Source organism: Nocardia sp. CA-136227 (assembly GCF_050955695.1).
Taxonomy (GTDB): Bacteria; Actinomycetota; Actinomycetes; order Mycobacteriales; family Mycobacteriaceae; genus Nocardia.
In genome coordinates this window covers 5,135,032-5,150,985 of record NZ_CP192081.1, presented here as the reverse complement: position 1 = coordinate 5,150,985, position 15,954 = coordinate 5,135,032, and the positions used below count along the sequence as shown (strand labels likewise).

General features: G+C 67.8%; 15 protein-coding genes, 1 tRNA gene and 1 pseudogene. 11 read left to right on the top strand and 6 right to left on the bottom strand.

Going from position 1 to position 15,954, the window contains the following annotated elements; genetic code table 11:
- Positions 1-45 precede the first annotated feature (45 nt).
- From ACQP06_RS23785 to ACQP06_RS23770, 4 genes and pseudogenes are all read left to right on the top strand, one after another.
- Positions 46-1,086: a branched-chain amino acid ABC transporter permease gene (locus ACQP06_RS23785; protein WP_433666692.1), complete on the top strand. Its 1,041-nt coding sequence runs from the start codon at positions 46-48 to the stop codon at positions 1,084-1,086.
- Positions 1,083-2,315, top strand: a complete 1,233-nt coding sequence (locus ACQP06_RS23780; protein ID WP_433666691.1) for a branched-chain amino acid ABC transporter permease — start codon at positions 1,083-1,085, stop codon at positions 2,313-2,315. The genes ACQP06_RS23785 and ACQP06_RS23780 overlap by 4 nt, the downstream gene beginning before the upstream one ends.
- 80 nt (positions 2,316-2,395) lie before the next feature.
- Positions 2,396-3,253 (top strand): annotated as a pseudogene (locus ACQP06_RS23775) (ABC transporter ATP-binding protein); the annotation flags it as partial.
- Positions 3,254-3,391: 138 nt separating this feature from the next.
- On the top strand, positions 3,392-4,087 hold the full coding sequence (locus ACQP06_RS23770) for an ABC transporter ATP-binding protein (protein WP_379278071.1): 696 nt from the start codon (positions 3,392-3,394) through the stop codon (positions 4,085-4,087).
- A 77-nt stretch (positions 4,088-4,164) separates the two neighbouring features.
- Here ACQP06_RS23770 and ACQP06_RS23765 read toward each other — a convergent pair.
- Positions 4,165-4,237: transfer RNA gene (locus ACQP06_RS23765), tRNA-Trp, on the bottom strand.
- A gap of 121 nt (positions 4,238-4,358) precedes the next feature.
- Here ACQP06_RS23765 and polA point away from each other — a divergent pair.
- On the top strand, positions 4,359-7,094 hold the full coding sequence (gene polA, locus ACQP06_RS23760; protein ID WP_433666690.1) for a DNA polymerase I: 2,736 nt from the start codon (positions 4,359-4,361) through the stop codon (positions 7,092-7,094).
- A gap of 539 nt (positions 7,095-7,633) precedes the next feature.
- On the top strand, positions 7,634-8,065 hold the full coding sequence (locus ACQP06_RS23755; protein ID WP_433666689.1) for a 2-keto-3-deoxygluconate kinase: 432 nt from the start codon (positions 7,634-7,636) through the stop codon (positions 8,063-8,065).
- Between the two features lie 70 nt (positions 8,066-8,135).
- On the opposite strand, the gene trxA is transcribed toward ACQP06_RS23755, so the two are convergent.
- Both trxA and ACQP06_RS23745 read right to left on the bottom strand, forming a co-directional pair.
- The gene (gene trxA / locus ACQP06_RS23750) at positions 8,136-8,504 is read right to left on the bottom strand and encodes a thioredoxin (protein WP_433666688.1); all 369 of its coding nucleotides are present in this window, start codon (positions 8,502-8,504) and stop codon (positions 8,136-8,138) included.
- Between the two features lie 77 nt (positions 8,505-8,581).
- A complete protein-coding gene (locus ACQP06_RS23745) occupies positions 8,582-9,088 on the bottom strand; it encodes a 2'-5' RNA ligase family protein (RefSeq protein ID WP_433666687.1) in 507 nt (168 codons plus the stop codon).
- A gap of 102 nt (positions 9,089-9,190) precedes the next feature.
- Between ACQP06_RS23745 and ACQP06_RS23740 the strand changes: the two genes are divergently transcribed.
- From ACQP06_RS23740 to ACQP06_RS23725, 4 genes are all read left to right on the top strand, one after another.
- Positions 9,191-10,276 (top strand): isocitrate/isopropylmalate dehydrogenase family protein, encoded by a 1,086-nt coding sequence (locus tag ACQP06_RS23740; protein WP_433666686.1) that lies wholly within the window; start codon positions 9,191-9,193, stop codon positions 10,274-10,276.
- 151 nt (positions 10,277-10,427) lie between these two features.
- Positions 10,428-11,333: an ABC transporter substrate-binding protein gene (locus tag ACQP06_RS23735; RefSeq protein WP_433666685.1), complete on the top strand. Its 906-nt coding sequence runs from the start codon at positions 10,428-10,430 to the stop codon at positions 11,331-11,333.
- 6 nt (positions 11,334-11,339) lie between these two features.
- Positions 11,340-12,278 (top strand): amino acid ABC transporter permease, encoded by a 939-nt coding sequence (locus ACQP06_RS23730; protein ID WP_433666684.1) that lies wholly within the window; start codon positions 11,340-11,342, stop codon positions 12,276-12,278.
- Between the two features lie 84 nt (positions 12,279-12,362).
- On the top strand, positions 12,363-13,115 hold the full coding sequence (locus tag ACQP06_RS23725; RefSeq protein ID WP_379279564.1) for an amino acid ABC transporter ATP-binding protein: 753 nt from the start codon (positions 12,363-12,365) through the stop codon (positions 13,113-13,115).
- 49 nt (positions 13,116-13,164) lie between these two features.
- On the opposite strand, the gene ACQP06_RS23720 is transcribed toward ACQP06_RS23725, so the two are convergent.
- Both ACQP06_RS23720 and ACQP06_RS23715 read right to left on the bottom strand, forming a co-directional pair.
- Positions 13,165-14,004: an alpha/beta fold hydrolase gene (locus tag ACQP06_RS23720; RefSeq protein WP_433666683.1), complete on the bottom strand. Its 840-nt coding sequence runs from the start codon at positions 14,002-14,004 to the stop codon at positions 13,165-13,167.
- On the bottom strand, positions 14,001-14,426 hold the full coding sequence (locus ACQP06_RS23715) for a helix-turn-helix domain-containing protein (RefSeq protein WP_433666682.1): 426 nt from the start codon (positions 14,424-14,426) through the stop codon (positions 14,001-14,003). Before ACQP06_RS23715 ends, ACQP06_RS23720 begins: the two co-directional genes overlap by 4 nt.
- A gap of 136 nt (positions 14,427-14,562) precedes the next feature.
- Here ACQP06_RS23715 and ACQP06_RS23710 point away from each other — a divergent pair, with 136 nt between their 5' ends.
- Positions 14,563-15,018, top strand: coding sequence for a DUF4383 domain-containing protein (locus ACQP06_RS23710; RefSeq protein WP_433666681.1), 456 nt, complete (start codon positions 14,563-14,565; stop codon positions 15,016-15,018).
- On the opposite strand, the gene ACQP06_RS23705 is transcribed toward ACQP06_RS23710, so the two are convergent.
- Positions 14,976-15,917, bottom strand: coding sequence for a LysR family transcriptional regulator (locus ACQP06_RS23705; protein ID WP_433666680.1), 942 nt, complete (start codon positions 15,915-15,917; stop codon positions 14,976-14,978). The genes ACQP06_RS23710 and ACQP06_RS23705 overlap by 43 nt on opposite strands.
- Positions 15,918-15,954: the final 37 nt, after the last annotated feature.

Here is a 15,954-nt window from a genome sequence, read left to right as displayed (position 1 = left end):
TTCGTTTCGGCACACGCTGTTTTCCACGACAGCGGAAAGTAACGAATGTCTGCACCCGCTTTGGCCGATGTGACCCTCCTCGCGAGCGGGTCCATCAAGTTCGATCTGTCCGGGGTCGCCGATCAATTCTGGCGGCTCACCGTCGAAGGACTGACCTACGGCTCGATCTATGCCCTGGTCGCGGTCGGCTACACACTCGTCTACGGTGTGTTGCGCCTGATCAATTTCGCCCATTCGGAAGTATTCATGCTCGGCACCTTCGGCCAGTTGGTCGGATTGATGGTGTTCGGATTCGCGGCCAGTGGTGATACGTACTCCCAGGGTGTCGGACTGACCGTGGTCTACCTCGCAGCGGCCATGGTCTTCGGCATGTTGGTTTCCGGCGCGGCCGCGGTGGCGCTGGAGCGAGTCGCGTACCGGCCACTGCGCAAACGCGGCGCGAAACCGCTGATCTTCCTGATCACCGCGATCGGAATGTCGTTCGTGCTGCAGGAATTCGTGCACTACATCCTGCCCAAGCTCACCGGCAACAAGCTCGGCGGCACCAACGCGCAGCAGCCGATCCAGCTGGTGACGCCCACCGAGCAGTTCAAGCTCTTCGGCGCGTCGGTCACCAATATCGCGCTGGTGATCGTGCTGGCCGCGGTGGCGCTGGCGCTCACCACCGAATTGCTGATCAACCGGACCAAATTCGGCCGCAGCATTCGCGCGGTGGCCCAGGACCCCGACACGGCGACGCTGATGGGCGTCTCCCGGGAGCGGGTCATCATGCTGACCTTCCTCATCGGCGGTGTGCTCGCGGGCGCCGCCGCGCTGCTGTACACGCTCAAGATCCCCAACGGCATCATCTACAACGGCGGATTCATTTTGGGCATCAAGGCTTTCAGCGCCGCGGTGCTGGGCGGTATCGGCAACCTGCGCGGCGCGCTGCTGGGCGGTCTGCTGCTCGGCCTGGCCGAGGACTACGGCCAGGTGCTCTTCGGCGATCAGTGGCGTGACGTGGTCGCGTTCGTGGTGCTGGTCGCGGTGCTCATGGTCCGGCCCACCGGCATTCTCGGGGAGAGCCTGGGGAGGGCGCGCGCATGACCGACACGAAAACGACTCCCGCGCCGCACAGTTCACCCGCGGGACGGGGCGTCGGCGACGCCATCCGCACCTGGTGGGCCGGGCTCTCGCGACCGGCGCAATGGGCGTTCGGCATTCCCGCGGTCATCGTGCTGGCCGCGCTGCCGCTGTTCAAGCTGCCGCTGCTGGACACGCCCGGCACCAGTTTCGGCGGGGTGATGGCGCAGTTCGCCATGTACGCGCTCATCGCCATCGGCCTGAATGTGGTTGTCGGGCAGGCGGGTCTGCTCGACCTGGGCTATGTCGGCTTCTACGCGGTCGGCGCGTACTCGGTCGGCCTGCTGACCAGTCCGAACAGTCCGTGGAACCAGACCAATGGGGGCTGGCTCGATCCGCAGTGGGCGTGGCTGGCATGCGTCCCGATCGCGATCCTGGCGACCGCGATCTCCGGTCTCATCCTGGGCACGCCGACGCTGCGCCTGCGCGGCGACTACCTGGCCATCGTGACCCTCGGTTTCGGTGAGATCGTCCGGCTGCTGGCCGACAATCTGCCTGAGATCACCAACGGCAGCCTCGGCCTGTCCCGCATCCAGTACCCGCACGTCGGCGAGTCCGACACTCATCCGGGCGGCTACTTCTCCTCCGGCAATCTCGGTGACGTGCACACCTGGAATGTGCTGGACCGGGCCAACTCCGGCACCTGGTGGTACTGGCTGGGCATTGTCCTGGTGGTCGCCGTGCTCATGCTGGTCGGCAATCTCGAGCGCAGCCGGGTGGGTCGCGCGTGGGTCGCCATCCGGGAGGACGAGGACGCCGCCGAGATCATGGGCGTGCCCACCTTCAAGTTCAAGCTGTGGGCGTTCATGATCGGCGCGGCCATCGGCGGTCTGTCGGGCGCGCTGTACGCGGGTCAGGTGCAGTACGTGAATCCGCAGGGGTTCAACGTCATCAACTCGATGCTGTTCCTGTGCGCGGTGGTGCTGGGCGGGCAGGGCAACAAGCTCGGCGTGATCGTGGGCGCCTTCCTGATCGTGTACCTGCCCAACCGGTTCATGGGCGTGAACGTGGGCGGGCAGTCGCTCGGTGACTACAAGTACCTCTTCTTCGGTCTCACGCTGGTGGTCGTGATGATCTTCCGGCCGCAGGGTCTGTTCCCGGCGCGGCAGAAACTGCTGACCTACGGGCGGCAGGTTTATCGGGCGGTGCGACGGCCGGCGGTGGCCGCGCAGACGACGGGAGCTGCACAGTGACGGGGCCGGGCGACGCGCTGTTCGACAACGAGGACATGGCGGCCGGGTACGCGCGGCCCGAGGTGGAGCCCAGCGCCGGCATGCTCGACGTGACCGAGGTGCTGCCCGTCTACAAGGACCCCGAGGTGGTCGCGGAAGTCGTTGCGCCGCACCGGGACATCGAGACCGCGGTCGGCGCGCCGCTGCTGCGCACCGACGGGCTGACCATGCGGTTCGGCGGTCTCACCGCGCTCGACAATGTGAGCTTCGAGATCCGCCGCGGCGAGATCCTCGGACTCATCGGGCCCAATGGCGCGGGCAAGACGACCTGCTTCAACGCCATCTCCGGGGTGTACCGCCCGTCGGACGGCACGGTCTACTTCGACGGCAAGCCGCTGACCAAGACCAAGCGCAACGAGATCACCCGGCTGGGCATCGCGCGCACCTTCCAGAACATCCGGCTCTTCGGGGAGATGACCGCGCTGGAGAACGTGGTCGTCGGCGCGGACGCCCGGCACAAGACCTCGGTCCCGGGCGCGCTCTTCCGCACCCCGCGGCACCGCGAGGAGGAGAAGGACTCGCTCGAGCGGGGCATGGCGTTGCTGGAGTACGTCGGCATCGCGCCGCACGCGGTCGAGAAGGCGCGCAACCTCTCCTACGGCGATCAGCGCCGCCTGGAGATCGCCCGCGCGCTGGCGACCGAGCCGAAACTGCTGTGCCTGGACGAGCCCGCCGCCGGGTTCAATCCGAGCGAGAAGTCCGCGCTCATGGATCTGATCCGCAAGATCCGCGACGACGGCTACACGGTGCTGCTCATCGAGCACGACATGCGACTGGTCATGGGCGTGACCGACCGCATCGTGGTGCTGGAATTCGGCCGCAAGATCGCCGACGGGTTGCCGGAGCAGATCCGCCAGGATCCCGCGGTGATCAACGCCTACCTGGGCGTGCCCGACGAGGCCGACGCCGAGTCGGCCGAGGACGCGGCCGAGGCGCGAAGCATTGCCGCCGAACCGGTTCCGGATCTCACCAAGCAGGCGCCCGGTTCCGTCGCGCCCACCGCCTCGACCGGCGAGCCGCTGCTGACGGTCGAGGACATGGTCGTGAACTACGGCAGAATCCAAGCGCTGCACGGCATCTCGCTGGAGGTCGGGCAGGGCGAGCTGGTCACCCTGCTGGGTGCGAACGGCGCGGGCAAGACCACCACCATGCGGGCCCTGTCGGGCCTGCTGCCGCTGACCCGCGGCCGCATCATGTTCCAGGGCCGCGACATCACCCGCATGAAGGCCCACGAACGCGTGGTGGCGGGCCTGATCCAGGCCCCCGAGGGCCGTGGCGTCTTCCCGGGCATGACGGTCCAGGAGAACCTCGACATGGGTTGCCACGCAAGGCCGTTCGCGTCGAAGGCGGACTACGCGAAAACCCTGGACTGGGTCTTCGAGCTGTTCCCGCGCCTGCTGGAGCGCCGCCGCCAGGTGGGCGGCACCCTCTCCGGCGGCGAGCAGCAGATGCTGGCCATCGGCCGCGCCCTCATGGCCCGCCCGCAGCTGCTGCTGCTCGACGAGCCGTCGATGGGCCTGGCCCCCATGGTGATCCAGCAGATCTTCCGGATCATCGCCGACATCAACGCCCAGGGCACCACGGTCCTGCTGGTCGAACAGAACGCCCAGCAGGCCCTGACCCGCAGCGACCGCGCCTACATCCTGGAAACCGGCGAGGTGACCAAGACCGGCGGCGGCCGAGCCCTGCTCACCGACCCCGCCGTCAAGTCCGCCTACCTCGGCGTCGGCTGACCGGCGGCGGCCGGCCCCACCCACCCCGAAAAGCATTCGGGCCGGTCACCTTCCGGTGACCGGCCCGAACCTTCAAGCAGGGGCGACAGGAATCGAACCTGCAACCTGCCGCTTTGGAGACGGCTGCTCTGCCAATTGAGCTACACCCCTTGGCGGGGGCAACGCTACCAGGTAGCGGGTCGAGGATGAAATCGGTTTCGCTGACCTGGGGCGACGGGCCGAGTGCGCCCGCTGCCCACGGATGTCGGGGGCGGTACCTAGACTCTTGCGGGTGACCCCTGCCTCTACTGATCAGCGTCCTGTTGTTGCGTCCGAAGCCGTGCCCGGGGAGCAGCCGACCCTGCTGTTGCTGGATGGGCATTCGCTGGCTTATCGCGCGTTCTACGCGCTGCCCGCGGAGAACTTCAAGACGCAGAGCGGGCAGACCACCAATGCCGTGTACGGATTCACGGCGATGCTGATCAACCTGCTGCGGGACGAGAAGCCGACGCATGTGGCGGCGGCGTTCGACGTGAGCCGCAAGACGTTCCGGACCGAGGCGTTCCCGGAGTACAAGGCGAATCGGGCGACCACCCCGGACGAGTTCAAGGGGCAGGTGGACACCACCCAGGAAGTGCTGGGCGCGCTGGGGATTCCGGTCATGGCCATCGAGGGGTACGAGGCGGACGATCTGATCGCCACGCTCACCACGCAGGCCGTCGCCCAGGGGTTCCGGGTGCTGATCGTGACCGGTGACCGTGACTCGCTGCAGCTGGTCGAGGACAACGTCACCGTGCTCTACCCGAAGAAGGGCGTCTCCGAGCTCACCCGGTTCACCCCGGCCGCGGTCGAGGAGAAGTACGGGCTCACCCCCGCGCAGTATCCGGACTTCGCGGCGCTGCGTGGCGACCCGAGTGACAACCTGCCGGGCATTCCGGGCGTGGGGGAGAAGACCGCCACCAAGTGGATCCGCGAGTACGGGGACCTGGCCACCCTGGTCGACCAGGTGGACAAGGTGAAGGGCAAGGTCGGAGACGCGTTGCGCGCCAACCTGTCCAGCGTGGTGCTCAACCGGCAGCTCACCGAGATGGTGAAGACGGTGCCGCTGCCCTACACGCCCGACCAGCTGGCCGTGCAGCCGTGGGATCGGGACAAGATCCACCGGCTGTTCGACGAGCTGGAATTCCGGGTGCTGCGCGACCGCCTGTTCGACACCCTGGCCCCGGTCGAGCCCGAGGCCGAGTCCGGCTTCGAGATCAGCGGCAGCGCGCTGGCCGCCGGCACCGTCGCCGCCTGGCTGGCCGAGCACGCCGGAACCGGTGTGCGGCACGGGGTTTCCGTGGTCGGCAACGGCTTGCCGACGCACGGCGACACCCAGGCCATCGCCCTGGCCGCCGCCGACGGCGAGGGCGCCTACATCGACGTGCACACCCTCACCCCCGAGGACGAGAAGGCGCTCGGCGACTGGCTGGCCGACCCGGCGACGCCGAAGGCGCTGCACGAGGCCAAGACCGCCATGCACGCCCTGCGCGGGCGCGGCTGGCGGCTGGCCGGGCTCACCAGCGATACCGCGCTGGCCGCCTACCTGATCCTGCCGGGCCAGCGCACCTTCAACCTGGAGGACCTGTCGCTGCGCTACCTGAGCCGGGAGCTGCGCGTCGACAATGCCGGGGAGACCCAGCTGTCGCTGCTCGACGACGAGGACGAGGTGGACGCCGAGGCCGCCAATGCCCAGATGCTGCGCGCCCGAGCGGTTTACGACCTCGCCGACGCCTTCGACGCCGAACTCGAGCGGATCGAGTCCACCGCACTGCTGCGCGATATGGAGCTCCCGCTGCTGAGCGTGCTGGCCGACCTGGAGGCCGCGGGCGTCGCGGTCGACTCCGCCCAGCTCGAGCAGTTGCAGCGCGAGTTCGCCGACCGCGTCGCCGAGGCCGCCGAGGCCGCCTACGGCGTCATCGGCAAGCAGATCAACCTGGGCTCGCCCAAGCAGCTGCAGGTGGTCCTGTTCGACGAGCTCGACATGCCGAAGACCAAGCGCACCAAGACCGGCTACACCACCGACGCCGACGCGCTCGAGGGCCTCTACGAGAAGACCCAGCACCCGTTCCTGCAGCACCTGCTCGAGCACCGCGACGCCACCCGCCTCAAGGTGACGGTCGACGGCCTGCTCAAGTCGGTCGCCGACGACGGCCGCATCCACACCACCTTCAACCAGACGGTCGCCGCCACCGGCCGCCTGTCCTCGACCGAGCCGAACCTGCAGAACATCCCGATCCGCACCGACATGGGCCGCCGCATCCGCGACACCTTCGTCGTCGGCCCCGGCTACGAGTCGCTGATGACGGCCGACTACAGCCAGATCGAAATGCGGATCATGGCCCACCTGTCCAAGGACGAAGGCCTCATCGAGGCCTTCAACTCGGGCGAGGACCTGCACAACTTCGTCGCCTCCAAGGCCTTCGACATCCCGATCGCCGAGGTGGAGCCGGAGCTGCGCCGCCGCATCAAGGCCATGTCCTACGGCCTGGCCTACGGTCTGTCCGCGTACGGCCTGTCCCAGCAGTTGAAGATCAGCGCCGACGAGGCGAAGGTCCAGATGGACATCTACTTCAACCGCTTCGGCGCCATCCGCGACTACCTGCACGACGCGGTCGATCAGGCCCGCAAGGTCGGCTACACCGAGACCCTGTTCGGCCGCCGCCGCTACCTGCCGGACCTGGATTCCAGCAACCGGCAGCGCCGCGAGGCCGCCGAGCGCATGGCCCTCAACGCCCCCATCCAGGGCACCGCGGCCGACATCATCAAGGTCGCCATGATCGACACCCAGAAGGCGATCCGGGAGGCGGGCCTGAAATCCCGCATGTTGCTGCAGATCCACGATGAACTCGTCTTCGAGGTCGCCGCGGGGGAGCGGGAGCGGTTGGAATCGCTTGCGCGCGAGCACATGTCCAATGCCATCGAGCTGTCGGTGCCGCTGGAGGTGTCGGTGGGCGTGGGCCGCAGCTGGGATTCGGCCGCGCACTAGGGAACTCGACACGCACTCGCGAGTCGTGCGACACGCGGACCGCCCGCACTGGGTTTCGGTGCGGGCGGTTTGTGTCTCGGACGCCCTCTCCGCGCGCGCCGGCACCCGCCCGCAACCCGCTGTACGGGTTGCCGGAATTGCGTCGACCTGGGGATGTTCACGAATCGGATGTTTGCCGGGCCCACAGTGTTTGCTCGCGGCCGCGCCGGGGGTCGTGTGGCGCCCGTCGCATCGGCGGTGACCTGCGACGAAGTTACCCGTGGGTCCCTCACGAATATGGTTGCCATTACGTGAGCTCCCCCCTATGCTCGACCCCGTGCCGAATCCCGCCAACAGCCGCAGCGCAGCGCTCGACGTCGCAGACCGCGACCGCGCAGCGCTTATTTCGCTTACCGCGAATGTGGCCGGCGATCGCGTACTCGTAGTTCTCCGCCGTAGCGGGGTCTGATTCGGACCGGCCCCTCGCTGCGGCCGATAGAACTTTCTTTTGCTGGTCCCCTCTGTCAATTCTTCGGAAGAAGTCGGGAAGACCTAGTTCAATGACCATCACCCTGGATACCGCCATGTTCATCGCCGCCGCTCCCGCGACCTTGCGGGCCGAATGCACCGGCCTGACCCCCGCCGAGTTCCACGACCGCTACTGCGACCCGATGGGCCCGGTCAAGCTCAGCGACTGGACGCCGATCGGCGACCGCGCCGGTACGGCCACCCTGGAAATCGCCTCCCACCTGCGCACCGTCGTGGCGACCGGCAGCCCGGTGGCCGCGCTCACCTCGGCGCTCTACGACGAGGGCTACCCGGTGGAGATCCTCGCCTTCCATCAGCGCCGCACTCCGGACGGCACCGCCACCTTCGTGCAGTGCGAGTTCAACGGCCGCCGCGGCTGGGGCGCGGCCCTCGCCGACGACGCCGCCGAGTCGACCATCCGCGCCATGATCGCGGGCATCAACCACCTCGGCTCGCACTTCTGATTCATCCGTGAAAAGCGAAGCGCCGCAACTCCTTCGGGAGTTGCGGCGCTGACGCTGCGGCGGGAGGCGGCTACTTGGCGGACTCCTGCTCGGCGAGCTGCTTGCGCACCTCGTCCATGTCGAGAGCCTTCACCTGGGTGACCAGATCCTCGAGCGCGGCCGGGGGCAGCGCGCCGGGCTGCGCGAAGACGAGCACGCCCTCGCGGAACGCCATGATGGTCGGGATGGAGCGGATGTTGGCCGCCGCGGCCAGTCCCTGCTGATCCTCGGTGTCGACCTTGCCGTGCACCACGTCGGGGTGGGTTTCGGACGACTTCTCGTAGGTCGGGGCGAAGCTGCGGCACGGACCGCACCACGAGGCCCAGAAGTCGACGAGAACCACGTCGTTACCGGTGACTACCTCGTCGAAGTTCTGTTCGGTCAGGGTCTGGGTGGCCATGGCTTCCTCTCGTATCGATGTCCCCGGTCCAACACCGGGCCCTGCGGTTATCTTCCCCGCGCTACCGGGTGGGCCGGTCACCGGCGGGTCACCGACCATTCGGCGCGCCGGTCACCGTCCCATCGGCGGATATCCTCCACGGTAGCCCGCACGTCCTTGTCCCAGCCCACCGCGCCCAGTGCGGCGTCGAACTGGCCCGGTCTCAGCCGGCGGGCGAGGGTGACGTGCGGGGTCCAGTTGTCGGGCCGGACATTGCCGGGGATGCCCGGGCAGTCGGCGACCACCCGGAACAGCCTGTGCTGCAAGGAGATCAGTGGTTCGGATGGCACCACCGCCCGAACCAGTACGGCGGCACGGGATCCGAAGACCAGTAGTCCGCCCAGGCGCACGGGGAACGGGTGGAAGTCCTGCTGCGCCAAGACCTTGTCCAGCCGGGGCCAGATCTCGGTGGCCACCGCGACGGTGATGTGCGGCCGGTACCAGGGCCCGGGCGTGTGCAGGCCGAGTTCGCTCAGCGCCGCCCACTGCCGCCGCACCGCGGTCTCGGACGCCTCGTCGAGCACCAGTTCCACCGATTGCACCATGGTGTCCTGAACTTACGCGCGATCCTCGTCCAGGTCTCGAAACAGGCGTGGCAGCGTGTGCCGGGGCGCGACGGCGGCAGGGGTTGCGCGAGGATGACTGCCATGAGCGAGAGCGAGACTCGAATCCGGCTGGGCCTGCTGGAGGGCGACGGTATCGGCCCCGAAATCGTCCGTGCCACCCGGCATGTGGTCGACGACGCCTTCGAGACCACGGGCCTGCCGCCGGTGGAGTGGGTCCCGCTGCCGCTCGGGCACGAGGCGATCGAACAGTTCGGCAACCCGGTGCCCGAGCAGACGCTCGCCGCGCTGGCCGAACTCGACGCCTGGATCATGGGCCCGCACGACAGCGCCTCCTACGCCCCCGAACACCGCACCGGCCTGCCGCCCGCGGGCGCGGTCCGCAAGCGCTTCGGTCTCTACGCGAACATCCGCCCGGCCCGCAGCCTCGAAGGGGTGCGCGCGCTGGCCCAGGACATGGATCTGCTGATCCTGCGCGAGAACACCGAGGGCCTCTACGCCGACCGCAATATGGCCGCCGGGTCGGGCGAGTTCCAGCCGTCGCGGGATGTCGCGCTGTCGGTCGGCGTGTTCACCCGGGCCGCGATCGAACGCATCGCGCGGCTGGGGTTCGAGATCGCGTCGGAGCGTTCGAAGAAGCTGACCGTGGTGCACAAGGCCAATGTGTTGCCCATGACCATGGGCATGTTCCGCGATATCTGTTACGAGGTGGCCGCGGACTACCCGGACGTGGAGATCGACGACGAGCACGTGGACGCGGCGGCGGCGCATCTGGTCCGCGCGGCCCGCGACTACGACGTGATCGTCACCGAGAATCTGTTCGGCGACATCCTGTCCGATCTGGCGGGCGAATTGAGTGGTTCGCTCGGTATGGCCGCCTCGGTGAACTGCTCCGATACCCAGATCATGGCGCAGGCGGTGCACGGCGCGGCCCCGACCCTGGCTGGGCGCAATCGCGCGAATCCGGTGGCGCTGTTCAACTCCGCGGCGGCGATGCTGCACTGGATGGGTCGCACCCAGCGCTACAGCGCATTGCGCCGGGTCGGCGACCGCATCGAACGCTCGGTTGCTGACACGTTGCGAGCTGGTGTTGCAACGTCCGATTTGGGTGGGCTAGCCTCTACCTCCGAATTCACCGAGCAGGTGCGCGCACGGCTGCACCGCTGGTGAGCGCGCATTCCGGGCCGGGCGTGTTCGGCCCCGCTCTGGCGTGTCGCCGATTAATCTTCGGTTACCGGCCGACGCGGACGGTGTCACTCGCTTACATTTCAAACGGCGGGCGACCCACGGATGTCGCGCACCCGAACTGTGGAGGACTGCTGTGTCTGTTCGTAACTCTTTTCGCGGGCGTGCCCTGCGAGCCGCTGTCGTCGTCGCCGGTGGCGCTCTCGCACTGACCGCTTGTACCAGTAATTCCGAGTCCAGCGGTCCCGAGGTGGCCAAGGTCGACGTGGCCAAGGTCGACACCATCGCGGGCAAGGTCCCCTCCGACATCAAGTCCTCCGGCAAGCTGACCGTCGGCGTCAACGTTCCGTATCAGCCCAACGAGTACCGGGATCCGTCCAGCGGCAAGATCGTCGGCTTCGACGTCGACCTGATGGACGCGGTCGCCAAGGTGCTGGGCCTGAACGCGGACTACAAGGAAGCCGACTTCGAGAAGATCATCCCCTCCATCGAGGCCGGCACCTACAACCTCGGCATGTCCTCCTTCACCGACAACAAGGAGCGCGAGGCCACCGCCGACTTCGTCACCTACTTCTCCGCGGGCAGCCAGTGGGCCCAGCAGAAGGGCAAGACCGTCGACCCCGACAATGCCTGCGGCAAGCGAGTCGCGGTGCAGCGCACCACCGTTCAGGACACCGACGAGATCCCGGCCAAGTCCAAGGCGTGCGTCGCCGCGGGTAAGCCGGAGATCCAGAAGGTCGCCTACGACGAGCAGTCCGCCGCCGCCAACGCGCTGGTGCAGGGCCAGGTCGACGCCATGTCCGCCGATTCCCCGGTGACCGCGTACGCCATCAAGCAGGCCGGAGACAAGATCGAGCCCGCGGGCAAGATCTTCGACTCCGCGCCGTACGGCTGGCCGGTCAAGAAGGGCTCCACGCTGGCGCCGGTGCTGCAGGAAGCCGTGCAGTACCTGATGGACAACGGCCAGTACAAGAAGATCGCCGAGAACTGGGGTGTCCAGGAGGGCGCGATCACCAAGTCCGTCATCAACGGGGCCAGCTGACCTCCTATGTCGCAGGACAAGAACCACCTCTCGATGCCGGTCGAGAGCTCCGAGCCCGAGCCGATCAAGGCGATTCCGCTGCGACGGCCGGGCCGGTGGATCGCCGCCGCGATCATCCTGATCGCCCTGGCCCTGTTCATCTGGGGCGCCAAGACCAACGAGGCCTACCACTGGAACACCTACTTCAAGTACCTGGGTGACAAGCGAATCGCCCAGGGCGCGTTGGTGACTCTGGAACTGACCGTGCTGGCCATGCTGATCGGCGTGGTGCTCGGCGTGCTGCTGGCGGTCATGCGCCTGTCGCCGAACCCGGTGCTGCGCTCGGTGGCGTGGGCGTACCTGTGGATCTTCCGCGGGACGCCGGTCTATGTGCAGCTGGTGTTCTGGGGCCTGTTCCCGTCGCTGTACAAGACCGTCACCGTGGGTGTGCCGTTCGGGCCGTCGCTGACGCACTTCGATGTGCAGCACTGGTCGGCGCCGTTCTTCTTCGCCATGATCGGCCTGGGTCTCAACGAGGCCGCCTACATGGCCGAGATCGTCCGCGCCGGAATCAATTCGGTGGGCGAGGGGCAGCGCGAGGCGTCGGTGGCGCTGGGCATGTCGTGGTCGCAGACCATGACCCGCACGGTGCTGCCGCAGGCCATGCGGGTGATCATCCCGCCGACCGGCAACGAGCTCATCTCCATGCTGAAGACCACCTCGCTGGTGACGGCCATCCCGCTCACCACCGACCTCTACGGCCGGGCTCGCGACATCTACAGCGTGAACTTCCAGCCGATCCCGCTGCTGCTGGTCGCTGCCACCTGGTATCTGGCCGTCACCAGCGTGCTCATGATCGGCCAGTACTACCTGGAGCGGTACTACTCGCGCGGTTCCTCCCGGCAGCTGACCGCGAAACAGTTGCGCGCCTTGGCCCAGGCGCAGGTCGCCGGCGGAACGGGATAGGTGAACATGTCCGAGGATTCGATGTCGTTCTCCAAGGAATCCACGCCGCTGATCGACGGCTCGCTGCCGCCCTCGGCGGTGCCGATGGTGCGCGCCGACCGGGTGTGCAAGAGCTTCGGCGCGCTGAACGTGCTCAAGGGCATCACCCTCGAGGTGAAGCGCGGCGAGGTGCTGTGCCTGATCGGCCCGTCCGGTTCCGGCAAGTCCACCTTCCTGCGCTGCATCAACCACCTCGAGCGGGTCAATGCCGGACGGCTGTACGTGGACGGGGATCTGGTCGGCTACCGCGAGAAGAACGGCAAACTCTACGAGCTGCACCCGCGCGACGCCGCCAAGCAGCGCCGCGATATCGGCATGGTGTTCCAGCACTTCAACCTGTTCCCGCACCGCACGGCGCTGGAGAACATCATCGAGGCGCCGACCCAGGTCAAGAAGCTCAAGCGGGCCGACGCGGTGGCCCGCGCCCGGGATCTGCTGGCCCGAGTCGGTATGGCGGACAAGGCCGATGCCTACCCCGCCCAGCTGTCGGGCGGTCAGCAGCAGCGTGTCGCCATCGCGCGCGCCCTGGCCATGGACCCCAAGCTGATGCTCTTCGACGAGCCCACCTCGGCGCTGGACCCGGAGCTGGTGGGCGAGGTGCTCGGCGTCATGCGCGAACTCGCGGCCTCGGGCATGACCATGGTGGTCGTCACCCACGAGATGGGTTTCGCCCGTGAGGTGGCCGACCAGCTGGCCTTCATGGACGGCGGTGTCGTGGTGGAGGCGGGCGATCCGCGTGAGCTGCTCGCCAATCCCCAGCACGACCGGACCAAGGCGTTCCTCTCGCGAATCCTGTAGTCCCACAACGAGATCAGGGAGCCCTCGGCGCGAGGGCTCCCTGATCTTTTTACTTGCGGAGGAACTCCAGCACGGGCGCGGTCTGACCGAGGATGGCGTGACCGACGCCCGGGAGCACCCGGGTGGTCGCGTCCGGGATGGATTGCTGTGCGCGGTGGGCGGTGTCGGCGGACTTGAACATGACGTCGTCCTCTCCCACGATCACCAGGACCGGCATCGGGAGGGCGCTCAGCTGCGCGTCGGTGAAGAGGGGCAGTTTGCCGGTGCGCGGGTTGAAGTGGGTGAAGGTCAGCGTCACGTCGTCGAGGATCTCGGCGTGGTCGGTGAGGTTCAGGCCGGTGACGATGGCGGCCGAGCGGCGCAGGTCGTGGTTGCTGAACAGGTGGTCGAGCAGGTTCTTGAAGATCCAGCCGAAGCGCTGCTTGCCGATCCCGCCGGGGCACAGCAGCGCCAGCCTGGTGACGGCGTCGGGTCGGCGGACCGCGTAATCCAGGGCGGTCCAGCCGCCCAGCGACATGCCGACGAAGGCCGCGGCGGAAACGCCCAGTCCGGCAAGGACATCGTCGAGCCATGACGCGACCGCGTCCGAGCCGAGCGCCGGGCGGGACTCGGCGCTGCCGCCGGGCTCGCCCACCATGTCGACCGCGTAGACGCGGAAATCGGTTGCCCAGGAGGCGATATCGCCGAGCCAGGTGGCGGAGTTGGCCCCGGACCCGTGCAGCAGGACCACCGGCGGCGCGTCCTTCGGGCCGGAGGCCAGCACGAAGGTGTCGCCCTCCCGGGTCGGAATGTGCAACTGCTCCACCGCGACCGGCCAGCGGCGCACCAGTTCCTGGTAGCGGGCCTGGATGGCGGCCCGTCCGGCCTCGGACTTGTAGATCGCGTTCACGACGCGAGAACTCCTTCCATGTATTCGAGCAGCCGGGCGGTATCGCCCAGGCCGCCGACGAGAATGACCTTCAGGCGGGCGCGTTCGCGGTCGTAGAAGGTCTGCACCCGCAGTGGTTGCCAGTCGCCGGTGTGGGTGCCCGCCGCCGCGGTCAGCAGCGTGCTGACCCGGTCGGCGATCGAGGGATCCGCGGCATCGACCTCGATGATGCTGGACACCTCCGAATACCGTTGCGGGGCAGTCGATCCGCCCTCGGGGGCGGGCAGGCCGGTGAAGGCTTCCAGATCCGCCCGGGTGATGCGGTACTGCTTGCCGATGCGGGTGGCGGGCAGCTTTCCTTCCCGCACGTACCCACGGACTGTGCGCACGTGCAGGCCGAGGCGTTCGGCGACTTCCTCGACGGAGTAGAGACGATCGGTCACAAAAACTACCCTAACCTTCCCTATTGCGAGTAGCAATAGGGAAGGTTAGGTAATTATGTGATGGCACTTACGCGGAGCCGTCAAGTCAACTACAGTTTGTAGTAGATATTCGGTCGCACCGTTGGGAGGCGGCGACATGGCGATGACGGCGACAGGGGAGCGTCCGGTTGCGCGGGCGCGATGGAGCTTTCTGCAAGGAGCGGTCTTCGCGGTCGGCGTCGTCCACATCGTGTGGGCGATCGTGGGCTGGATCGCCGAACCCAGCTTTGCGATGGGCGAACACGCCCCGGCCACACCGGTTCTCGGCATGGACTACAACGGCTGGCACGGGCTCGCGGGCCTGCTGCTGTTCACCCCCGCGCTGCTCGCCGCCCTGCGTAAGCGCTGGGCCGCCTGGTACTGCGTGATCGCCGCTGTCGGAGGCGGATTCGTGGTCGGGATCTGGGCGCTGTTCGCGCACAACGTGTTGATGTTCAGCTTCCCGAATCACCGGAGCGACGCCATCGAACACATCGTGACCGGCGTCGTGCTGCTGGCGCTGGTCGGGATTCAGGCCGTCCGCGACCGCGGCCTGCGGGCCGTATTCGCCTGACCCGGCGTCTTCCAGGTCGCGAGCGCGATACGGAGTTGGCCGAGCAGGACTTTCGTGGCCGGGCTCAGGGGGCGTTCGGTGCTCCACGCCAGCACCAGGCGGCCGCACATCGCCGGATCGATCTCCAGGGTGCGGATGCCGAGGCGGGTGGCCTCGTCCGCCGGGATTCGCGGAATGACGGCAATGCCGAGGTCGTGGGCGGCCAGCCGGATCAGCAGCGGGGGTGCGGCGGCCTCGAACGCCACATCGGGTGTCAGAGAGGCCGCGGCGCAGGCGTTTTCGAGTAGCGCGCGCAGCCCGGTGCCGGTGGGCAGGCAGATGAGCGGGTGCTCGCACAGTTCGGTCAGGGTGATCCGGTCGCCGTAGCCCTCGGCCGCCACCGGCACCGCCGCCACGATCGTGCTCTCGTAGATGAGCTCGGTGCCGATGCTCGGGTCCAGATCCTCCGAGATGGAGAGCAGGCCGATGTCCAGCTCGCCGCGACGCAGGGCGCCGTACATGGCGTCGGAGGTGTCCTCGGTGAGGGAGATGCCGATCTGCGGGTGATCGCGGTGGAAGTCGGACAACACCTGGGCGATGTCGATCTCCTCGCCCGCCGCGCCGGAGATCAAGCCGACCCGCACGTGCCCGCGCAGCAGGCCGGTGAATTCGTCCACGGTGTGGGTGATGCGCTCGACGTGTTCGAGGGCCGCGCGGGCGATCGGCAGCACCGCCTCGCCGACCGGGGTGAGCGTGACCGAGCGGCTCGTCCGATCCAGCAATGGCTGTCCCAGTTCGCGTTCCAGCCGGCGGATCTGCGCGCTGAGACCGGGCTGGGCCAGATGCAGGCGGGCCGCCGCGCGGGTGAAGTTCGCCTCCTCGGCGACCGTGACGAAGTAGCGCAGCTGACGCAGTTCCATAACTGGTGATTCTAGCTACGAGAAGAACTATCTGTTG

Bases quoted from the DNA above. Each gene is read 5' to 3' on its own strand.
- ACQP06_RS23730 (WP_433666684.1), top strand. From the start codon at position 11,340: ATGTCGCAGGACAAGAACCACCTCTCGATGCCGGTCGAGAGCTCCGAG.
- ACQP06_RS23705 (WP_433666680.1), bottom strand. From the start codon at position 15,917: ATGGAACTGCGTCAGCTGCGCTACTTCGTCACGGTCGCCGAGGAGGCG.
- ACQP06_RS23745 (WP_433666687.1), bottom strand. From the start codon at position 9,088: ATGGTGCAATCGGTGGAACTGGTGCTCGACGAGGCGTCCGAGACCGCG.
- ACQP06_RS23770 (WP_379278071.1), top strand. From the start codon at position 3,392: ATGGTCGTGAACTACGGCAGAATCCAAGCGCTGCACGGCATCTCGCTG.
- ACQP06_RS23725 (WP_379279564.1), top strand. From the start codon at position 12,363: ATGGTGCGCGCCGACCGGGTGTGCAAGAGCTTCGGCGCGCTGAACGTG.
- ACQP06_RS23710 (WP_433666681.1), top strand. From the start codon at position 14,563: ATGGCGATGACGGCGACAGGGGAGCGTCCGGTTGCGCGGGCGCGATGG.
- ACQP06_RS23785 (WP_433666692.1), top strand. From the start codon at position 46: ATGTCTGCACCCGCTTTGGCCGATGTGACCCTCCTCGCGAGCGGGTCC.
- ACQP06_RS23755 (WP_433666689.1), top strand. From the start codon at position 7,634: ATGACCATCACCCTGGATACCGCCATGTTCATCGCCGCCGCTCCCGCG.
- trxA (WP_433666688.1), bottom strand. From the start codon at position 8,504: ATGGCCACCCAGACCCTGACCGAACAGAACTTCGACGAGGTAGTCACC.
- ACQP06_RS23780 (WP_433666691.1), top strand. From the start codon at position 1,083: ATGACCGACACGAAAACGACTCCCGCGCCGCACAGTTCACCCGCGGGA.
- ACQP06_RS23740 (WP_433666686.1), top strand. From the start codon at position 9,191: ATGAGCGAGAGCGAGACTCGAATCCGGCTGGGCCTGCTGGAGGGCGAC.